The sequence below is a fragment of the Variovorax sp. F042 genome, assembly GCF_057814215.1.
Map to the genome: position 1 here is coordinate 156,705 of NZ_JBVASX010000005.1, position 16,348 is coordinate 173,052.

The window sequence follows — 16,348 nt, forward strand, 5'->3', positions numbered from 1 at the left end:
CCCGGTTCCTCCTCACGGCGCATTCCTGCGTCGTTAAGCGCTCCCTCGAGGAGCGCTTTTTTTGACTTCAGTGTGTTTCGCGGCGCAACTGCTGCACGTCTTCATGCAGCGACTGCGCCCAGGCGCGGCGCTCGCGGCCGTGCGGGTCCTGCGGCTCGCCGAAGCGCACGATGGCCAGCAGCGGCGGCGCGCGCAGGGTGTTCCACAGCGACGCGGCGAGGCTGTCGTCGTCGATGTAGCGTGGGGCCTGGCTGGTCTCGCCGGTGGCGGCATCGGCAAAGCGCAGCGCGGCGGGCAGCACGGGTGCACCCGAGGAAATGGCTGCCTGCAGCAGGTTGGCATGGAACGGCAGCAGGCCGCGGCCGTCGCTGGTCGTGCCTTCGGGAAACACGCCGATCAGGTCGCCGTTGCGCAGCGCCTCGGTCATGTGGTGCACCACGCGCAGTGCGTCGCGGCGGCGTTCGCGCTCGATGTAGAGCGTGCCGGAGCCGTTGGAAAGCGTGCCGATCAGCGGCCAGTTCTTGACGTCCGACTTCGACACGAAGCGCACATGGCGTGCCGCATGGAGGCAGGTGATGTCGAGCCACGAGAGGTGATTGCAAATGAGCAGCACCGGCCCCTCGGGCGGCGGCGTGCCCTGCACCTTCAGCGTGATGCCCATGATCTCGAGCATGCGCTTCGACCATGCCTGCACGCGCGCATTGCGCTCTGCCTGCTCGAGGCTGGGAAAGGTGAAGCGAATCGTCCACCAGCCGACCAGCGCATGCCCCACCGCGTGCAGCAGGCGCCAGCAGGCTTTCAACGAATGAACCATCGGGGGCGTCGTTCTTTCTTTCTGTCTGTCAGCCGTGCACGATCCGGCCCGCCACAAGCGTGTGCCGTGCGCGGCCCTGCATCGGATAGCCGGCGAACGGCGTGTGCTTGCCCTGGCTCTTGAGCGCATCGGGCAGCACCTGCCATTCGAGCCCGGGGTCGGCAATGCACAGGTCGGCCACGCCGCCTTCCACCAGGCGGCCGATACCGGTGCCCGCGTCTTCGGCGGCCAGCAGGCGAGCGGGGGCGGAGGTGATGACCTCGATGGCGCGCGCGACGCCCGCGCCGCTGCGCTCGCCCCATTGCAGCGCGAGCGGCAGCAGCAGCTCGAGCCCGGTCGCGCCCGCTTCGCTCTCGGCAAAGGGCAGCGTCTTGGCGTCGGCCTCGACCGGCGTGTGGTCGGACACCAGCGCATCGATGGTGCCGTCGGCCAGCGCGGCAGAAAGCGCCTCGCGGTCGCCTTGCTGGCGCAGCGGCGGGTTCAGGCGTGCACGGCTGTCGAAGTAGCCGATGTCGGTGTCGACCAGGTGCAGCGAGTTGATGCTGACGTCGCAGGTGAGCGGCAGGCCCTGCGCCTTGGCTTCGCGCACCAGCGCCACGCCGCGGGCGCTGGAGATGCGGCACAGGTGCACGCGTGCACCGGTGGCCTTCATCAGCTCGACGATGGTGAAGATGGCGATCGTCTCGGCCGACACGGGCACGCCCGCGAGGCCGAGCCGCGTGGCGAGCGGGCCGCTGGCCGCAACGCCCTTGCCGAGGTCGCGATCTTGCGGACGCAGCCACACGGTGTAGCCGAAGGTGCTGGCGTACGACAGCGCGCGCTGCAGCACCTGCGTGTCGGCCAGCGGCACGTCGGCCTGGCTGAAGCCGATGCAGCCGGCCTCGGTGAGCTCGGCCATCTCGGTCAGCACGCCGCCGGCGAGGTTGCGCGTGAGCGCGCCGAGCGGAAACAGGCGCGCGCACTGCAGCTTCTCGGCGCGGAACTTGAGCATCTCGACCAGGCCGGGTTCGTCGAGCACGGGGTCGGTGTCGGGCGGGCACACGAGGCTGGTGACGCCGCCGGCAATGGCCGCGGCCATTTCGCTTTCGAGCATGCCTTCGTGTTCGTAGCCGGGCTCGCGCAGGCGCGCGGCAAGGTCGACGAGACCGGGGGCGACGATGCAGCCCGCGGCATCGATGGTGCGCTCGGCCTTGAAGCCGGCAGGGATGCTGCCGATGCCGGCGATCTTGCCGTCGGCGATGGCGATGTCGGCCTTCTTGTCGATGCCCGATGCAGGGTCGACGACGCGGCCGTTGGTGATCAGTGTGTTCATGCTTCGTTACCTGCCACGATGCTCATCACCGCCATGCGCACGGCGATGCCGAAAGTGACCTGCGGGAGGATCACGCTCTGCTTGCCGTCGACCACGGCGGAGTCGATCTCCACGCCGCGGTTGATCGGGCCCGGGTGCATCACGATGGCGTCCGGCTTGGCGAGCTGCAGCTTCTCGGGCGTAAGGCCGAAGGTCTTGAAGAACTCCTGCGACGACGGCAGCAGCGCGCCGCTCATGCGCTCGTTCTGCAGGCGCAGCATGATGACGACGTCGCAGTCCTTGATGCCCTCTTCGAGCGTGTGGCACACGCGCACGCCCATGCCGGCCATGTCGCTCGGCACCAGCGTCTTGGGGCCCACCACGCGCACTTCTGCGCAGCCGAGCGTGGTGAGCGCATGGATGTCGGAGCGCGCCACGCGCGAGTGCAGCACGTCGCCGACGATGGCGACCGTGAGGTTCGAGAAGTCTTTCTTGTAGTGGCGGATCGTGTACATGTCGAGCAGCCCCTGCGTCGGGTGCGCGTGGCGGCCGTCGCCGGCGTTCACCACGTGCACGTGCGGCGCCACGTGCTGCGCGATCAGGTACGGCGCGCCCGACTCGCTGTGGCGCACCACGAACAGGTCGGCCGCCATCGCGCTCAGGTTGGCGATGGTGTCGAGCAGCGATTCGCCCTTGGTGGCCGAGGAGCGCGCGATGTCGAGGTTGATGACATCGGCCGAGAGGCGCTTGGCCGCGATCTCGAAGGTGGTGCGGGTGCGGGTGCTGTTCTCGAAGAACAGGTTGAACACGCTCTTGCCGCGCAGCAGAGGCACCTTCTTCACCTCGCGGTCGCTCACGCTCGTGAAGTTGGCGGCGGTGTCGAGGATGTGCGTGACGATGTCCTTGGGCAGGCCTTCGATCGACAGCAGGTGGATCAGCTCGCCGTTCTTGTTGAGCTGCGGATTTCGCTTGTAGAGCATTACTTGCTTTCCTCCACCTTGAGGCTGAAGGCGCCGTCTGCGGCGCGGGCCAGGGCAAGCAGTTGGGTGTTCGGCAGCGTGAGCGTGGTGGCGGCGAAGTCGGCGGCCACGGGCAGTTCGCGTCCGCCCCGGTCCACCAGCACCGCGAGGCGCACGCTGGCGGGGCGACCGAAGTCGAACAGCTCGTTGAGCACCGCTCGGATGGTGCGGCCGGTGTAGAGCACGTCGTCGAGCAGCAGCACGTCGGTGCCGTTCACGTCGAAGGGCAGCACGGTCTGCGCGCTGGCCGAGAGGCCGCGGCGCGCGAAGTCGTCACGGTGCATGGCCGACGAGATGACGCCGGGGGCGCCGCTCAGGCCCAGGTCTTTCTGCAGGCGCTCGACCAGCCAGGCGCCGCCGGAGGTGATGCCGACCAGCCTGGTTTCAGGGCGCATCAGCGTCTTAACGCCGGCAAGCAGCTTGGTGTAGAGCGCTTCGGCATCGGGAATTGAACTCACGTGAGACTCCTCAAGAATTGCTCCAGGATGATGCAGGCCGAGGCGGCATCGGCATCGCGCGCGCCGGAGGCCAGCGCCTCGGTGGTGCTGTAGCGCTCGTCGACCTCGAACACCTGGAGGTTGAAACGGCCGCGCAGCTGGCGCGCGAACTTCTGCGCGCGGCGGGTGTTCTCGTGCGGGGCGCCGTCGGGGTGGTAGGGCACGCCGATCACCAGCGCGTCGGGCTGCCATTCCTTGATGCGGGCCTCGACCTGCGCGAAGCGGGCGTCGCCCTCGGCCTTGATGGTGGGCTGCGGGGTGGCCGTCTGCAGCAGCCGGTTGCCGCTGGCCACGCCCGTGCGCTTCAGGCCGAAGTCGAAGGCCAGGAAGGTCTGGAAATGGGCTGGGACGGGAGCGGCAGCAGCGGGAACGGGAGAAGAAGCGGTGGGAGCGGGAGCGTCTGGCATGGCGGCTGCGCTCATGCGTGTCCGGCGTCCGGCGACAATTTCCACGCTTCGAGGCCCAGCAGCAGCAGCGCCCTGTCGTAGCGCTGCTCGATCGGGGTGTCGAAGATCACGGCCGGGTCGGCGCCCACGGTAAGCCAGCTGTTTTCGGCCAGTTCCGATTCGAGCTGGCCTTCGCCCCAGGCCGCATAGCCCAGCGAAACCAGCACCTTGCGCGGGCCCGCGCCGGTGGCCAGGGCCTCCAGCACGTCCTTGGAGGTGGTCATTTCGAGCCCGCCGGGGATGGTCATGGTCGAGGCGTAGACCGATTCCTCGGGCTTCTCGGCCTGGGTGAAGACCGGCTCGTGCAGCACGAAGCCGCGTTCGGTCTGCACCGGGCCGCCCTGGAAGACGGGAGCTTCGCCCAGCTCGGGGCGCGCCAGGTGGAGCTCGATCTTCTCGAACAGCACCCTCAGGTTGATGTCGCTGGGTTTGTTGATTACCAGGCCGAGCGCACCGCGCTCGCTGTGTTCGCAGAGGTACACGACGCTGCGGTTGAAAGTTTTGTCTTCCATCCCGGGCATCGCTATCAAAAAGTGATGCGTAAGGTTCATCGGGGCAGAATCGGCGGCCATATGCCTCCGATTTTACTGGCCGTTGACAAGACCTATCCCAAAGGGCTCATGTGGTTCCGCCGAGACCTCCGGGTGGACGACAACGCGGCCCTGTATCGCGCGCTGCGGGCCTGCCGCCAGGTGGTCTGCGTTTTCGTGTTCGACAAGGCCATCCTCGACGCCCTGCCCACGGTCGACCGCCGGGTCGAATTCATCCGCGAATCGCTGGTGGAGCTCGAGGCCGAACTGCGCGCGCTGGGCGGCGGGCTGATCGTGCGGCATGCCGCGGCGGTGCAGGAAATTCCGGCGCTGGCGCGCGAGCTCGGCGTGCAGGCGGTATTTGCCAACCGCGACGACGAACCCGACGCGCTGGAGCGCGACGCCAAGGTGTTCGGCGCGCTGGCCAATGCCGGCGTGGCCTTCCACACCTACAAAGACTCCACCGTCTTCGACCGCGACGAGGTCATGACCAAGACCGACCAGCCTTACACGGTGTTCACCCCCTACAAGCGGGCCTGGCTGGCGAAGGTCGATGCGTTCTTCCTCAAGTCGTACCCGGTGCGCAGCCACGCCGACGCGCTGGCGCCCTCGCCGCAGGCCTATGGCGAGCCGGTGCCGGCGCTGCGGGAGATCGGCTTCGAGAAGAGCAACCTCTCGGCGCTGGAAATTCCCACGGGCACGCGCGGCGCGGGCCTGCTGTTCGAGGATTTCTTCGAGCGCATCGACCGCTACCACGAGGCGCGCGACTTTCCGGCGGTGCGCGGGCCCAGCTACATGGGCGTGCACCTGCGCTTCGGCACGGTGTCGATCCGGCAGATGGCCAGCCTGGCGCACCAGCTCTCGCTGCAGGGCAACGCCGGGGCGACGACCTGGCTGAGCGAGCTGATCTGGCGCGAGTTCTACTTCCAGATCCTGGTGCACTTTCCGCACGTGCACAGGGGCGGCGAGTCGAAGAGCTTCCGGCCCGAGTACGACAAGATCGCCTGGCACCACGGCAAGCACGCCGACCAGCTGTTCGACGCCTGGTGCCAGGGCCGCACCGGCTACCCGCTGGTGGACGCGGCCATGCTGCAGATCAACCAGAGCGGCTACATGCACAACCGCCTGCGCATGGTGGTGGCGAGCTTCCTGTGCAAAGACCTGGGGCTGGACTGGCGGCGCGGCGAGGCCTACTTCGCGCTGCACCTGAATGACTTCGAGCTGGCCTCGAACAACGGCGGCTGGCAGTGGGCCAGTTCGAGCGGCTGCGACGCGCAGCCCTACTTCCGCATCTTCAATCCGGTGACGCAGAGCGAGCGCTTCGACCCCGAGGGCAAGTTCATCCGCCGCTACCTGCCGCAGCTGGCGGGGCTGTCGAATGCGGCGATCCATGCGCCGTGGATGGCGTCGCCGGTGGAGCTGGAGGCGGCCGGCATCAAGCTCGGCGAGACGTACCCGAAGCCGGTGGTGGACCACGCCGAAGCGCGCGAGAAGACGCTGCAGCGCTACGGAGTGGCGCGGGCGAAGGCGCTGCAGAAATAGAAAAAGAAAAGGGCCCGAAGGCCCTTTTCTTTATCGCTGCCTGAAAACCGCGCGTCAGGCGGCGGCAGCCAGCGTCGTCGACTCGCTCGTGTACGCACGCACCAGGCGCAGCAGTTCCTCTTCCGAGTACGGCTTGCCGAGGTAGTGGTTCACGCCCAGCGTGCGCGCGTAGTCGCGGTGCTTCTCGGCGATGCGCGAGGTGATCATGATGATCGGCAGCTCGGCCAGCGCGGCGTCGGCGCGGATGTTGCGGGCCAGGTCGAAGCCGTCCATGCGCGGCATCTCGATGTCCGACAGCACCACCGCCGGGCGTTCCTGCTGCAGCCGTTCGAGCGCCTGCAGGCCGTCGGCCGCGAGCGACACGCGATAGCCTTCGCGCTGCAGCAGACGCTGCGTGACGCGGCGCACGGTGATGGAGTCGTCCACCACCAGCACCAGCGGAATCTGCGGTGCCACCGGGGCCAGCACCGGCAACGGCTCCTGCGGCGCGCCCTGCCCGGCCGTAGCCGATGCGGCATGCGCCGGCGCCACCAGCGCGGCGGCCTGGCGCTCGCGCGCCTGTTCGCCGTGCACCGCGGCCAGCGCCACCGGGTTGTAGATCAGCGCCACCGCGCCCGAAGCCAGCACCGAGATGCCGGCCAGGCCGGGCAGCCGCGCGAGCTGCGGGCCGAGGTTCTTGACCACGACTTCCTGGTTGCCCAGCACTTCGTCCACGTGCAGGGCCACGCGCTGCGCGGCGCTTCGCACGACCACGATCGTGTTGTTCTTGGCGCCCGCATGCTCGCTGCGGGTCGAGGCCTGCAGCAGCGCGCCGGCCCAGTAGAACGGCACCTGTTCGTGGCCGAAGGGATGGCTGTTGTGCAGGTAGGCGGCCTCGAGGTCGGTTCCGCCCACGCGCTGCACCAGCTCCACCAGGTTCGACGGCACGCCGATCGACACCTCGCCCGCGCGCAGCATCACCACGTGCGTCACGGCGGTGGTCAGCGGCAGCACCAGCTTGAAGGTGGTGCCCTGGCCTGGGTTGCTGTGCGTTTCGATGCGGCCGCCGAGCGCCGCGATCTGCGCGCGCACCACGTCCATGCCGATGCCGCGGCCGGCCAGTTCGGAGACCTGGCCCGCCGTCGAGAAGCCGGGCTTGAAGATCAGCTCGGTGGCTTCTTCGGCCGACAGCTCCTGGTCGTGGCCGAGCAGGCCGAGAGCGCGGGCGCGCTCGGCGATGCGCTTGTTGTCGAGGCCGGCGCCGTCGTCGCGGAAGCTCACCGAGACGTCGTTGCCTTCATGGTGCAGGTCGATGACGATCAGGCCGCTGGCGTCCTTGCCGGCCTTCTCGCGCACGGCCGAATCCTCGATGCCGTGGGCCACGCAGTTGCGCAGCAAGTGCTCGAAGGCGGGCGTCATGCGGTCCAGTACGCCGCGGTCCATTTCGATGGAGCCGCCGACGATATCCAGGCGCACCTGCTTGCCGGTGTCCTTCGAGGCCTGGCGCACCACGCGGTAGAGGCGGTCGGAGATGCCTTCGAACTCCACCATGCGCGTGCGCAGCAGGCCGCGCTGCAGTTCGCGCGTCTGGCGTGCCTGCACGCTGAGGTCGTCTTCCGTCGCCTGCACCGTCTTTTGCAGCGTGCGCTGCACGGTGGCCACGTCGTTCACCGACTCGGCCATCATGCGCGTGAGTTCCTGCACGCGGGTGAAGCGGTCGAACTCCAGCGGGTCGAAGCCCTGTTGCGAGTCCTTGGCTTGCGCCAGGCGGGACTGCATCTGGCTTTCGGCCTGCACTTCGATGTCGCGCAGTTGCTGGCGCAGGCGGTCCAGATTGCCCGTGAGGTCGGACAGCGAGCCGCGCAGCTGGCCCAGTTCGGCCTCCAGGCGCGAACGCGTGATGATGACCTCGCCGGTCTGCGCGACCAGGCGGTCGAGCAGCTGGGTGCGGATGCGCACGGCCTGGCCCGTTGCGGCACGCAGGGGCGTGAGCAGTGCGGGCGCGGGGCGCGGTTGCAGCGTCGTGGGTGCGGCCGGTGCGGCAGCGACGGATTCTTCGTCTTCCAGGCCCGCCACGGGGGTGGCGGTTTCGTCGTTCGCCGGCACGCCGGCTTCGGGCGCCACCTGCAGCAGCTGGGCGGCGGATGCGGTCGCGGTGGCCGCGGCCACGATCTGGGCCAGCTCGACCTGCGTGGCATCGTCGGCCGCGCGCAGTGCGTCGAAGGTGGCCTGCAGGGCGTCGAGGCGCGTCAGCAGCTTTTCGATGTCGGCCCGTTCCGCGCCCTGGGAGCCCAGGACTTCGATCTCGGACTCCATGCGGTGCGCGCGCTCGCCAAGGCGCATGGCGCCGGCCAGCCGTGCGCTGCCCTTGAGCGTGTGCAGCGTACGCAGCACCGAGGCGCGCGGCGCGCTGTCGTCGGGGTGATGCGCCCACTGGCGCAGCGCCTCGCCGAGCTGGGGCAGCAGTTCGGCCGCCTCTTCCTCGAAGATCGGGAACAGGTCGACGTCGACCGCGTCGGCCAGGTCGATGGCGTCTTCGGAATCGTCCAGCGCCACGTCGGCGACGGAATCGCTGACCACCACCTGCTGCAGCGGCCGGACTTCGGCGCGCATGGCAACTTCGGTCGGCATCGGCGAATTGGCGATGTCGCGCAGCGCCTGCAGCGTGCCTTCGGCCGGATCGCGCAGGAAGCCGACGGCGAACTGGTGCAGCAGGCGGCGCAGCTCGTCGGCCGCGGCCACCAGCACCATGCCCTGCTCACGCGTGCCGCTGCCCTGCATCTGCAGATGCTGCAGCGCGGCTTCGAACAGGCGGGCCATGCCCGACAGGCTGTGGAAGCCGACCGTGGCCGAGCTGCCGGCCAGCGAATGGGCCAGCGCAACGGTCGAGTCGGGCAGGCGTTCGTGCGATTCGAGCGCCCATTCGCCGACGTCGGTGGCGAGTTGGCGCGACCATTCGTCGGCCTCGTTGAGGTAGACGTTGTAGAGCTGGATGCCGATGCGCAGCGGGCCGATGACCTTGACCTGGTCTTCGGCGCTTTCCTGCGGTGCGACGGGCGCAGCGGCCACGACGGGTTCGGGCGCTTCTGCTTCTGTTGCTTTGTCGGCAACGAGGATCTGCGGCTCTTCGGGCACGGGGGGTGCTTCGAAGATGGGCACGAGCACTTCTTCGGCAACCGCCGGGGCGGGCAGTTCGGGCTCGGGCTCCGGCTCTGCTTCAGCCACCGGTTGCGGCTCGGGTGCGGCGACCGGTTCTTCAGGCTCTTCTTCGTGCAGCGGCAGCGCCGCGGCTTCGATGACTTCGGGCTCGGCTGCAACAACGGCAGCAGCCTGCACGGGCAGCGGCTCGGGCTCCCAGTCCAGGTCGGGCAGGCCGGCGGTGGTCGGCACGGTGGCTTCGATCGATTCGATGACTGGAGCGGGCTCTGCCGGCTCCGGTTCGGCGGCCGCTGGTGTCTTCGCAGGGGGCGCCAGGAAATCGAACTCCTCGCCGCTCGGCAAGGCTCCCAGCGCTGCAGGCTCGGTGGTCTGCTTCGCTTCGAAATCGATGAAGTCGGTCGATGCGAAATCGTCGTCGGGCTCGGGCGTGACAGCCTTCTCGGGCTCCTGCCAGGCCACGGTTTCGAACGGCACCTCGGGCGCCGCAGCCGGTACGGGAGCTTCCGAGGTAAGCGACAGGTCCGGCAGATCGGGCAATTGCAGGGGCGGCAGCTGCGCCGGCACCGGCGCCGCAACTTCGAGCGGCGCTGGCGCGGAATGAGGCGCTTCGGCCGCGATGTGGCGCGCGGCGACCGCCAGGGCCTCCGCATCGGCCACGCGCACCGGCGGGGGCACGGGCTCGCCGGCCAGCAGCGCGTTGGCCACGCGGCTGAATGGTGCCGACTGCCAGCCGTGCGCGGAGCCCGAGGCAATGGCCTCGACCCACTGGCTGAAGTCCTTCATCGTGCGTTCGGTGGCCGACAGCAGTTCCGGCGTGGCGGCGCGCTGGTCGGCCAGCCAGGTGTTGAGCACCTGTTCGAGCGACCAGGCGGCGTCGCCGAAGTCGGTGAGGCCGACCATGCGCGAGCTGCCCTTGAGCGTGTGGAAGGCACGACGCAGGATCGTGAGTTCTTCGGTGTCGTCCGGGTAGCTGGCGAGTTCGGCGATGGCGGCCAGGCCGTTCTGCACCACCTCGCGGGCTTCGTCGAGGAAGATGTTCTGCAGGTCGTCTTCTTCGAGCTCGGTGACTTCGGTGTCGGGCAGCGCGGACGGACCGGAAATCTTGTTCGTCCAGCTGTCGGCCTTGCTGCTGAATTCCTCGATCGGCGAAACCTTGGCCTTGCGGTTGGGCGTGGCGAGCGCGGCGAGCTTCGAGGCGATCTGTGCATCGACTTCCTCGATGCTGAGCACGGCCTGGGCGACCGGAGCCGGGCTCGGAGCGGTGCCGTCGGCAGCAGTGCTGTCGGTGGCCTGGCGGCCCATCAGCGGCTTGAGTTCGCCGGCGTCGGCGTCGAACACGAACAGGCGCTTGGCCAGCGCGGGCTGGTAGCCCAGCATGTCGATCAGGAAACCGAGCGCGCCGAGGTTGTTGCCCAGCGCGTCGAAGCCGGCCATTTCTTCGGCCGGCGAGGTGCTGACGAGCATCGCCTCGACGTCGTCGCGCATGCGCTGAACGGTGAGCGCGGCCTGGTCGAGGCCGAGCACGGAGAACACACCACGCATCTGCAGGAGCTGCGTCGGCACTGTGCGCAACAGGCCCTTTTCGGCCGGGCGGCGGAAATACTGGTCGAGCGATTTTTCGAGTTCGCTCAGGTGGCTGCGCAGCTCGTCGACCACGGTGCCCATGGTCTGGCGGTCGCTCACGCGGCGGTAGAGGTCTTCCATCCACGGCTCGAGCGGCTCGGAATGGCCGCCCGCGCGCACGCGTTCGATGCGGCCCGCCAGCTGCAGGGTGCGCGAGGTGAGCTGCGGATCGCTCGGGTCGAGGTCTTCGAGCGCGGCTTCCAGGTAGAGCACCGAGGTGGCGACTTCCATCGCGAGTTCGGTGCCCGGGGCCTGGCCGGAACGCACGGAGGCTTCGACCGAATGGGTCAGCGCCTGCACCATCGGCAGGCTCGGCGGGTGCAGCTTCTGCAGCGATTCGCCGAGCTGCGCGAAGGTGTCGGCCACCTGGCGCGTGCGGGTGATGTCGCCGCCCGAGAGGCCCGACCACATTTCCTTGGCGGTCTCGATACGCTTGCGCGCTTGTTGCAGCACCAGCGGATCGAAGCGGCCGAACTGCTCGACGGTGTAGTCGATGCGCTGTTCGCCGGCGATGCCCCAGGCGCTGCGCACGGTGCGCAGCGTGGCGGCGTCGTCGCTGGCGGTGGGCACGGCCTGCGCGCAGAAGAACAGCAGGTCTTGTCCGAGACGGTCGGACACGAGGCTGTCGCCGCGCGCGAGCGTGGCGTATTGCAGCAGCACGCGCGAGGCGGCGCGCTTGACGTAGGAATCGGGCGTGATCAGCCCGGTGGCCAGGGCTTCGAAGAAGCCGGCGGCCAGGGTCCAGAAGCTGGCGACGCGGGGCAGCAATGCGCCGCGGCCGAGCCCCAGGCACAGCGCATGCAGCCGCCGGGCGGCCTGCACGTCGCCGGTCTTGACCAGTTGCAGCACTTCGCGGTCGAGCTTCGAGCGCACGGCCGGGTCATAGGCGATGGCGGCCTGCGTCAGCGCGGGCTTGACCTCGACCCAGCGCCAGGCGGTGCTCCACAGGTCGGCCGGGTGCACGCGCTCGTTGCCGACGAGCTCCAGCACGTCGCGGTACTGGGGAAACAGCGCCACCGACGACACGGGCTTGCCGGCCAGCAGGGCGTTGAGGAAATCGGTGACGGCGAAGCCGGCACGCTCGATCTTGACCACCGCGGCGTCGGTGCAGCGCTGCGGTTCGGCGATGAAGCCCTGCACCGCGAACTCGATGGCGCCGAGCACCAGCGCGGGCGAGGAATGCCCCACCATCTGGAGCGCGCCAACGGCCTGGTGCAGTTGCTGGCGGGCCATCTGCAGCGGGCCGGCCTCGGGCTCGGCTGCAGCGTCCACGTCGCGCACGAAGCGCCGCAGCGACTTGCCTACACCGTCGAGGGATTTCTGGATTTCTCCCAGCACCCAGGCCAGCGGCCCGAGGTCTTCGGTGGCCGGCACATTGCCGGCGAGGGGGGCCGTGGCAGGGGTTTGAATCGACACGTTGGGTGCTCGCCGTTCTTATCTATCTTGTGGGTCAGGCAATCTTGAAACGAGCCACCGAACGACGCAGTTCTTCGGCCATCTGCGACAGTTCGCGCACCTGCTGAGCGGTGGTGCGCGTACCTTCTCCGGTCTGTTCCGTCACGGCAAAAATGTGCTGGATGTTCGCGGCCACCACGTTGGCCGAATCGGCTTCGCGGGAGGCGGATTGCGAAATCTGCTCAATCAGGTCAGCGAGTCGGCGCGACACGCGGTCGATCTCGGACAGCGCGGTACCCGCGTTGTCGGACAGCTTGGCCCCTTCGACCACACCCTGCGTGGAGCGCTCCATGGCGCCCACGGCATCCTGCGTGTCGGTCTGAATCGCCTTCACCAGCGCCGAGATCTGGCGCGTGGCGTCTGCGGAGCGTTCGGCCAGTCGCTGAACTTCTTCCGCCACCACCGAGAAGCCTCGTCCGGCTTCACCGGCCGATGCGGCCTGGATGGCGGCGTTCAGGGCCAGCACGTTCGTCTGTTCGGTAATGTCCGAGATCAGCTCGGTGATTTCGCCAATCTCCTGCGAGGATTCGCCCAGGCGCTTGATCCGCTTGGAGGTTTCCTGGATCTGGTCGCGGATGGAGTTCATACCGCCGATGGCGTTCTGCACGGCCTGCAGACCCGAGGATGCAGCCTGCAGCGACTGGCGCGCCACCGTGGCGGACTCTTGCGCCTGGGTAGACACGCCGTTGATTCGCTCGGCCATGGTCAGCACCGACTGGCCGGTTTCGCGAATTTCGCGCAGCTGTTCGGTCGAGGCGGCCAGCAGCTCGGTCGAGGTGCTTTCCACCTGCGACGTCGTCTGCGCCACGCGGGTAGCCGTGTTCTGCACGTTGCCCACCAGCAGTCGCAGTTCTTCCACCGTGTAGTTCACCGAGTCGGCGATGGCGCCGGTGATGTCCTCGGTCACGGTTGCTTCCTGGGTCAGGTCGCCTTCGGCCACTGTCTGCAGTTCGTTCATCAGCCGAAGAATGGCGGCCTGGTTGGCGTTGTTCACGCGGCCGGCTTCGTCGGAAGCCTGTTCGGCAGCCAGACGTTCGCGTTCGGCGACGGCGGCACGTTCACGGCCTTCGCGCACCTGCACGAAACCGATGGCGCCAGCGAGTGCCAGGGCGGCCAGCGACAGCACGAACAGCAGCACGATGGTGCCGGCGCCCAGGCCGGTGCGTGCGGAGAGCTTTTCCTGCAGGTCGCCGAGCGACTTACGCAGCGGCTCGCTGTCGGTCAGGATGGAAGCCTGCGCTTCACGCGCCGCCACCAGGCCCTGCAGGTTGCCCAGAATGGCCGAAGCCTGTGTGCGCATCTGCTCGTAGGTCTTCAGGATGGCTTCGAGCTGCTGGCGGGTCTGCGGGTCTTTCGAGCCGGGGAAGCGCTGCTGCGCGTTGCCGTCGAGCAGGCCGCGGGTGGTTTCCTGGAAGGTGTTCAGGTCCTTGCCCAGCAGGAACACGGCGTCGGGGTTCACGCCCTCGACCGTGAAGAACTCGTTGGTCGACTTGCCGATGCGCTGCGTCAGCATCACGAGCTGGCCGGCGGCCGAGATTTCAGGCAGCGTGGCGTTCTGCTGCATCTTCAGCGACGCGACGGTTTCCGTCATTTCGAGCAGCGTGGACGACTGCTGGTTGATGTCGCGCAGAGCGGCACCCACCTGCGTCAGGATCTGGCGCTGGGCCAGCACGGCCTTGGCGCTGGCGTCGGCGCGGGTGACGAGAGGATTGATCTTGTTCATCTCCTCGTCGTACTGGTTGCCCACGCGTTCCAGGCGCAACGAGTCGTCGCCGTTGGTCAGGCCCTGTACGCGGCGCGAGAGGTCGTCGGCGCTGTCCTTCACTTCGACGAACGCCGAGGCGCTGCCGACGAGGGCCTGCGAGATCGACTTGGCAAGACGCTGCGACTGCATCAGCGACTGGCCGGTGGCCGCCACCTGCTGCGCCAGGCGTTCCGCGCGAAGAATGGCGGAGCCGGCAACCAGCAGCAGCAACAGCACCACGACGGCCAGCAGGATGGCCAGGATCCGCTGCTGCCTCGCCGGGTTGGAGCCCGCGCGGCCGCCGGTGGTGTCGGGCGCCGCTTCGGCAACCGTGGCGCCCGGCTCGTTGGCGGCGTCGCCGCCGCCGCCCGGCAGGTCGAGCTCGCCGAAGCTGGTGTCCGTGGTCACGGCACCTTTCCTGGCGAGGCGCACGGTTTTCTCGTCCGGAACCTGGACGGTATCGACATCGTCAAGCGATATCGTGGAACCGGAGCCATCGACGCGGGCCTTGTCGTTCCCGTTGTTCACGGGCAGTAATTTCTTGAACTTGTCGGCGATCGAGCTCACGGTCGGTCCTTCAGGTGGTTTCCGGTACGGCGTGCGGGAGCACTACGCACCAATACTCAAAAACTGGGGTTGCTGCGAAAGCGCTTGCAGGTTGACTTCCTGCCAGCGCTCCCCCGCTGCATCGGTAAACAGATGCCCATGCCAGGCAGGTGCTTCTGCGCCAGGAGGCTCGGACGCCGTGAAGGCCTCCGCCCCCCGCAACCCCGCCAGTCGATCGACCAGCAATGCGCAGTTGACTTCGAGCAGCTCGTTGAAAGCAACGAGCCGCGACTGGATGCGCGCCGCCTCGGTGGCGGCCAGCGCGACCGGGACGCCGGAGGCGAATGCCGACAGCTGCACGACGCCATAGAGGCCGCCGCGAAGGTTGGCAACGCCGAGGAACCACGGCTCCGTGTAGGGCACGGGCTGTGGCGGCGTCCAGGGAAAGATTTCGCCGGCGTGTCCCAGCGGAAAGAGGTATTTGCCCTCGCCCGCCTCGACCGCCAGCCACGTGGCAGCCACGCCCGTCGTGCGAGCGGCCTGCAGGCGGCTCGCCAGCCGGGACTGGAAGGCTCTCAGAGCATCGCGATTCGCCATGGACTCGGCAGGCTTTCGCTCAGTTCAGCGCGCTGATCTTGGACATCAGGTCGGCTGCGTTGACCGGCTTCACGATGTAGTCGCGTGCGCCCTGGCGCATGCCCCAGACGCGGTCGGTTTCCTGGTTCTTGCTGGTGCACAGGATGATCGGGATCGCCGCGTACTTCGGGTCGCGGGCAATGGCGCGCGTGAGCTGAAAGCCGTTCTGGCCGGGCATCACGACGTCCATGAGGATCAGGTCGGGGTGGTCTTCTTCCAGGCGGCGCATGGCGTCGTCGGCGTTTTCAGCCGTCTTGACGGCAAAGCCGTTCTTCTGGAGGAGGTCGGTCAGGAACACCAGTTCCGTCTTGGAGTCGTCGACGACGAGGATTTTGCGAATAGGCATTACTGCACTTCCTGTTGAACGATGCCAAACTGCTGCACGGCCTGCAGCAGCTGGTCTTTGGTGAAAGGCTTGGTCAGGTAGTCTTGCGATCCGACCATACGGCCGCGGGCCTTGTCGAATACACCGTCTTTCGAAGACAGCATGACGACCGGAACGTTGGAAAAATGGGCGTTGCGCTTGATGATGGCGCACGTCTGGTAGCCGTCGAGTCGCGGCATCAGGATGTCGCAGAAAATCAGATGCGGCTTGTGGTCGTTAACCTTGGAGAGCGCGTCGAAGCCGTCCTCCGCAAGAAGAACCTCGTGCCCACCCTGCTTCAGAAAAATCTCGGCACTGCGCCGGATGGTATTGCTGTCGTCGATGACAAGCACCTTGTAACCTGATCCATTCGGGCCCATTGCAAACGCTCCTGCTCATGAGACTTGGAAGCCCGCCGCGCCGAACATCGACGCAGACCGCGTAGCTCTATCTATGCCATGCTTTCAGATTTCAACCATTTCGAAGTCTTCCTTGCGCGCACCGCACTCAGGACAGGTCCAGTTCATCGGGACATCGGCCCAGGCCGTGCCTGCCGCGATGCCGTCTTCCGGTACACCAACCGCTTCGTCATAGATCCACCCACAAATCAGGCACATCCAAGTTTTCGTATTCATCGGAGCTTAAAGTCCTTGTTCATTAAATGCAACGAGTGTATCTATGCGTATCTCACTGGCAGACGGTA

13 protein-coding genes are annotated in these 16,348 nt (G+C 67.7%); 1 reads left to right on the forward strand and 12 read right to left on the reverse strand.

The genetic code is table 11. The annotated features are described in order from the left end of the window. Nucleotides 1-67: 67 nt before the first annotated feature. The 6 genes from ACZYSP_RS18475 to ACZYSP_RS18500 are packed head-to-tail and all read right to left on the reverse strand — an operon-like array spanning nucleotide 68 to nucleotide 4,639. A complete protein-coding gene (locus ACZYSP_RS18475; protein ID WP_093177416.1) occupies nucleotides 68-814 on the reverse strand; it encodes a lysophospholipid acyltransferase family protein in 747 nt (248 codons plus the stop codon). A gap of 28 nt (nucleotides 815-842) precedes the next feature. Next, nucleotides 843-2,126 carry a dihydroorotase gene (locus tag ACZYSP_RS18480; protein ID WP_489015775.1) on the reverse strand — a complete coding sequence of 428 codons (1,284 nt, stop codon included), beginning with the start codon at nucleotides 2,124-2,126 and terminating at the stop codon, nucleotides 843-845. Next, on the reverse strand, nucleotides 2,123-3,085 hold the full coding sequence (locus ACZYSP_RS18485; protein ID WP_093056625.1) for an aspartate carbamoyltransferase catalytic subunit: 963 nt from the start codon (nucleotides 3,083-3,085) through the stop codon (nucleotides 2,123-2,125). The genes ACZYSP_RS18480 and ACZYSP_RS18485 overlap by 4 nt, the downstream gene beginning before the upstream one ends. Beyond that, the gene (gene pyrR, locus ACZYSP_RS18490; protein WP_093056626.1) at nucleotides 3,085-3,582 is read right to left on the reverse strand and encodes a bifunctional pyr operon transcriptional regulator/uracil phosphoribosyltransferase PyrR; all 498 of its coding nucleotides are present in this window, start codon (nucleotides 3,580-3,582) and stop codon (nucleotides 3,085-3,087) included. The genes ACZYSP_RS18485 and pyrR overlap by 1 nt, the downstream gene beginning before the upstream one ends. Then, complete coding sequence (gene ruvX, locus ACZYSP_RS18495) at nucleotides 3,579-4,028, reverse strand: Holliday junction resolvase RuvX (protein ID WP_489015981.1); 450 nt, start codon at nucleotides 4,026-4,028, stop codon at nucleotides 3,579-3,581. Before ruvX ends, pyrR begins: the two co-directional genes overlap by 4 nt. An 11-nt stretch (nucleotides 4,029-4,039) precedes the next feature. Then, nucleotides 4,040-4,639: a YqgE/AlgH family protein gene (locus ACZYSP_RS18500; protein ID WP_093056627.1), complete on the reverse strand. Its 600-nt coding sequence runs from the start codon at nucleotides 4,637-4,639 to the stop codon at nucleotides 4,040-4,042. On the opposite strand from ACZYSP_RS18500, the gene ACZYSP_RS18505 reads away from it, so the two are divergent. Continuing rightward, nucleotides 4,640-6,139, forward strand: coding sequence for a cryptochrome/photolyase family protein (locus ACZYSP_RS18505; RefSeq protein WP_489015778.1), 1,500 nt, complete (start codon nucleotides 4,640-4,642; stop codon nucleotides 6,137-6,139). It abuts the gene before it with no gap. Nucleotides 6,140-6,193: 54 nt separating this feature from the next. Here the strand turns inward: ACZYSP_RS18505 and ACZYSP_RS18510 are convergent, their stop codons facing one another. From ACZYSP_RS18510 to ACZYSP_RS18535, 6 genes are all read right to left on the reverse strand, one after another. Continuing rightward, complete coding sequence (locus tag ACZYSP_RS18510; protein WP_489015780.1) at nucleotides 6,194-12,316, reverse strand: hybrid sensor histidine kinase/response regulator; 6,123 nt, start codon at nucleotides 12,314-12,316, stop codon at nucleotides 6,194-6,196. Between the two features lie 34 nt (nucleotides 12,317-12,350). Beyond that, entirely contained in the window at nucleotides 12,351-14,666 is a 2,316-nt protein-coding gene (locus ACZYSP_RS18515) for a methyl-accepting chemotaxis protein (RefSeq protein ID WP_093056630.1), read from the reverse strand. 42 nt (nucleotides 14,667-14,708) lie between these two features. Then, on the reverse strand, nucleotides 14,709-15,242 hold the full coding sequence (locus ACZYSP_RS18520) for a chemotaxis protein CheW (protein WP_093056631.1): 534 nt from the start codon (nucleotides 15,240-15,242) through the stop codon (nucleotides 14,709-14,711). Between the two features lie 19 nt (nucleotides 15,243-15,261). After that, nucleotides 15,262-15,627 carry a response regulator gene (locus ACZYSP_RS18525; protein ID WP_093056632.1) on the reverse strand — a complete coding sequence of 122 codons (366 nt, stop codon included), beginning with the start codon at nucleotides 15,625-15,627 and terminating at the stop codon, nucleotides 15,262-15,264. Further along, nucleotides 15,627-16,025, reverse strand: a complete 399-nt coding sequence (locus ACZYSP_RS18530; protein ID WP_021012487.1) for a response regulator — start codon at nucleotides 16,023-16,025, stop codon at nucleotides 15,627-15,629. Before ACZYSP_RS18530 ends, ACZYSP_RS18525 begins: the two co-directional genes overlap by 1 nt. 84 nt (nucleotides 16,026-16,109) lie before the next feature. Next, a complete protein-coding gene (locus tag ACZYSP_RS18535; protein WP_007838397.1) occupies nucleotides 16,110-16,280 on the reverse strand; it encodes a rubredoxin in 171 nt (56 codons plus the stop codon). Between the last annotated feature and the right edge of the window lie 68 nt (nucleotides 16,281-16,348).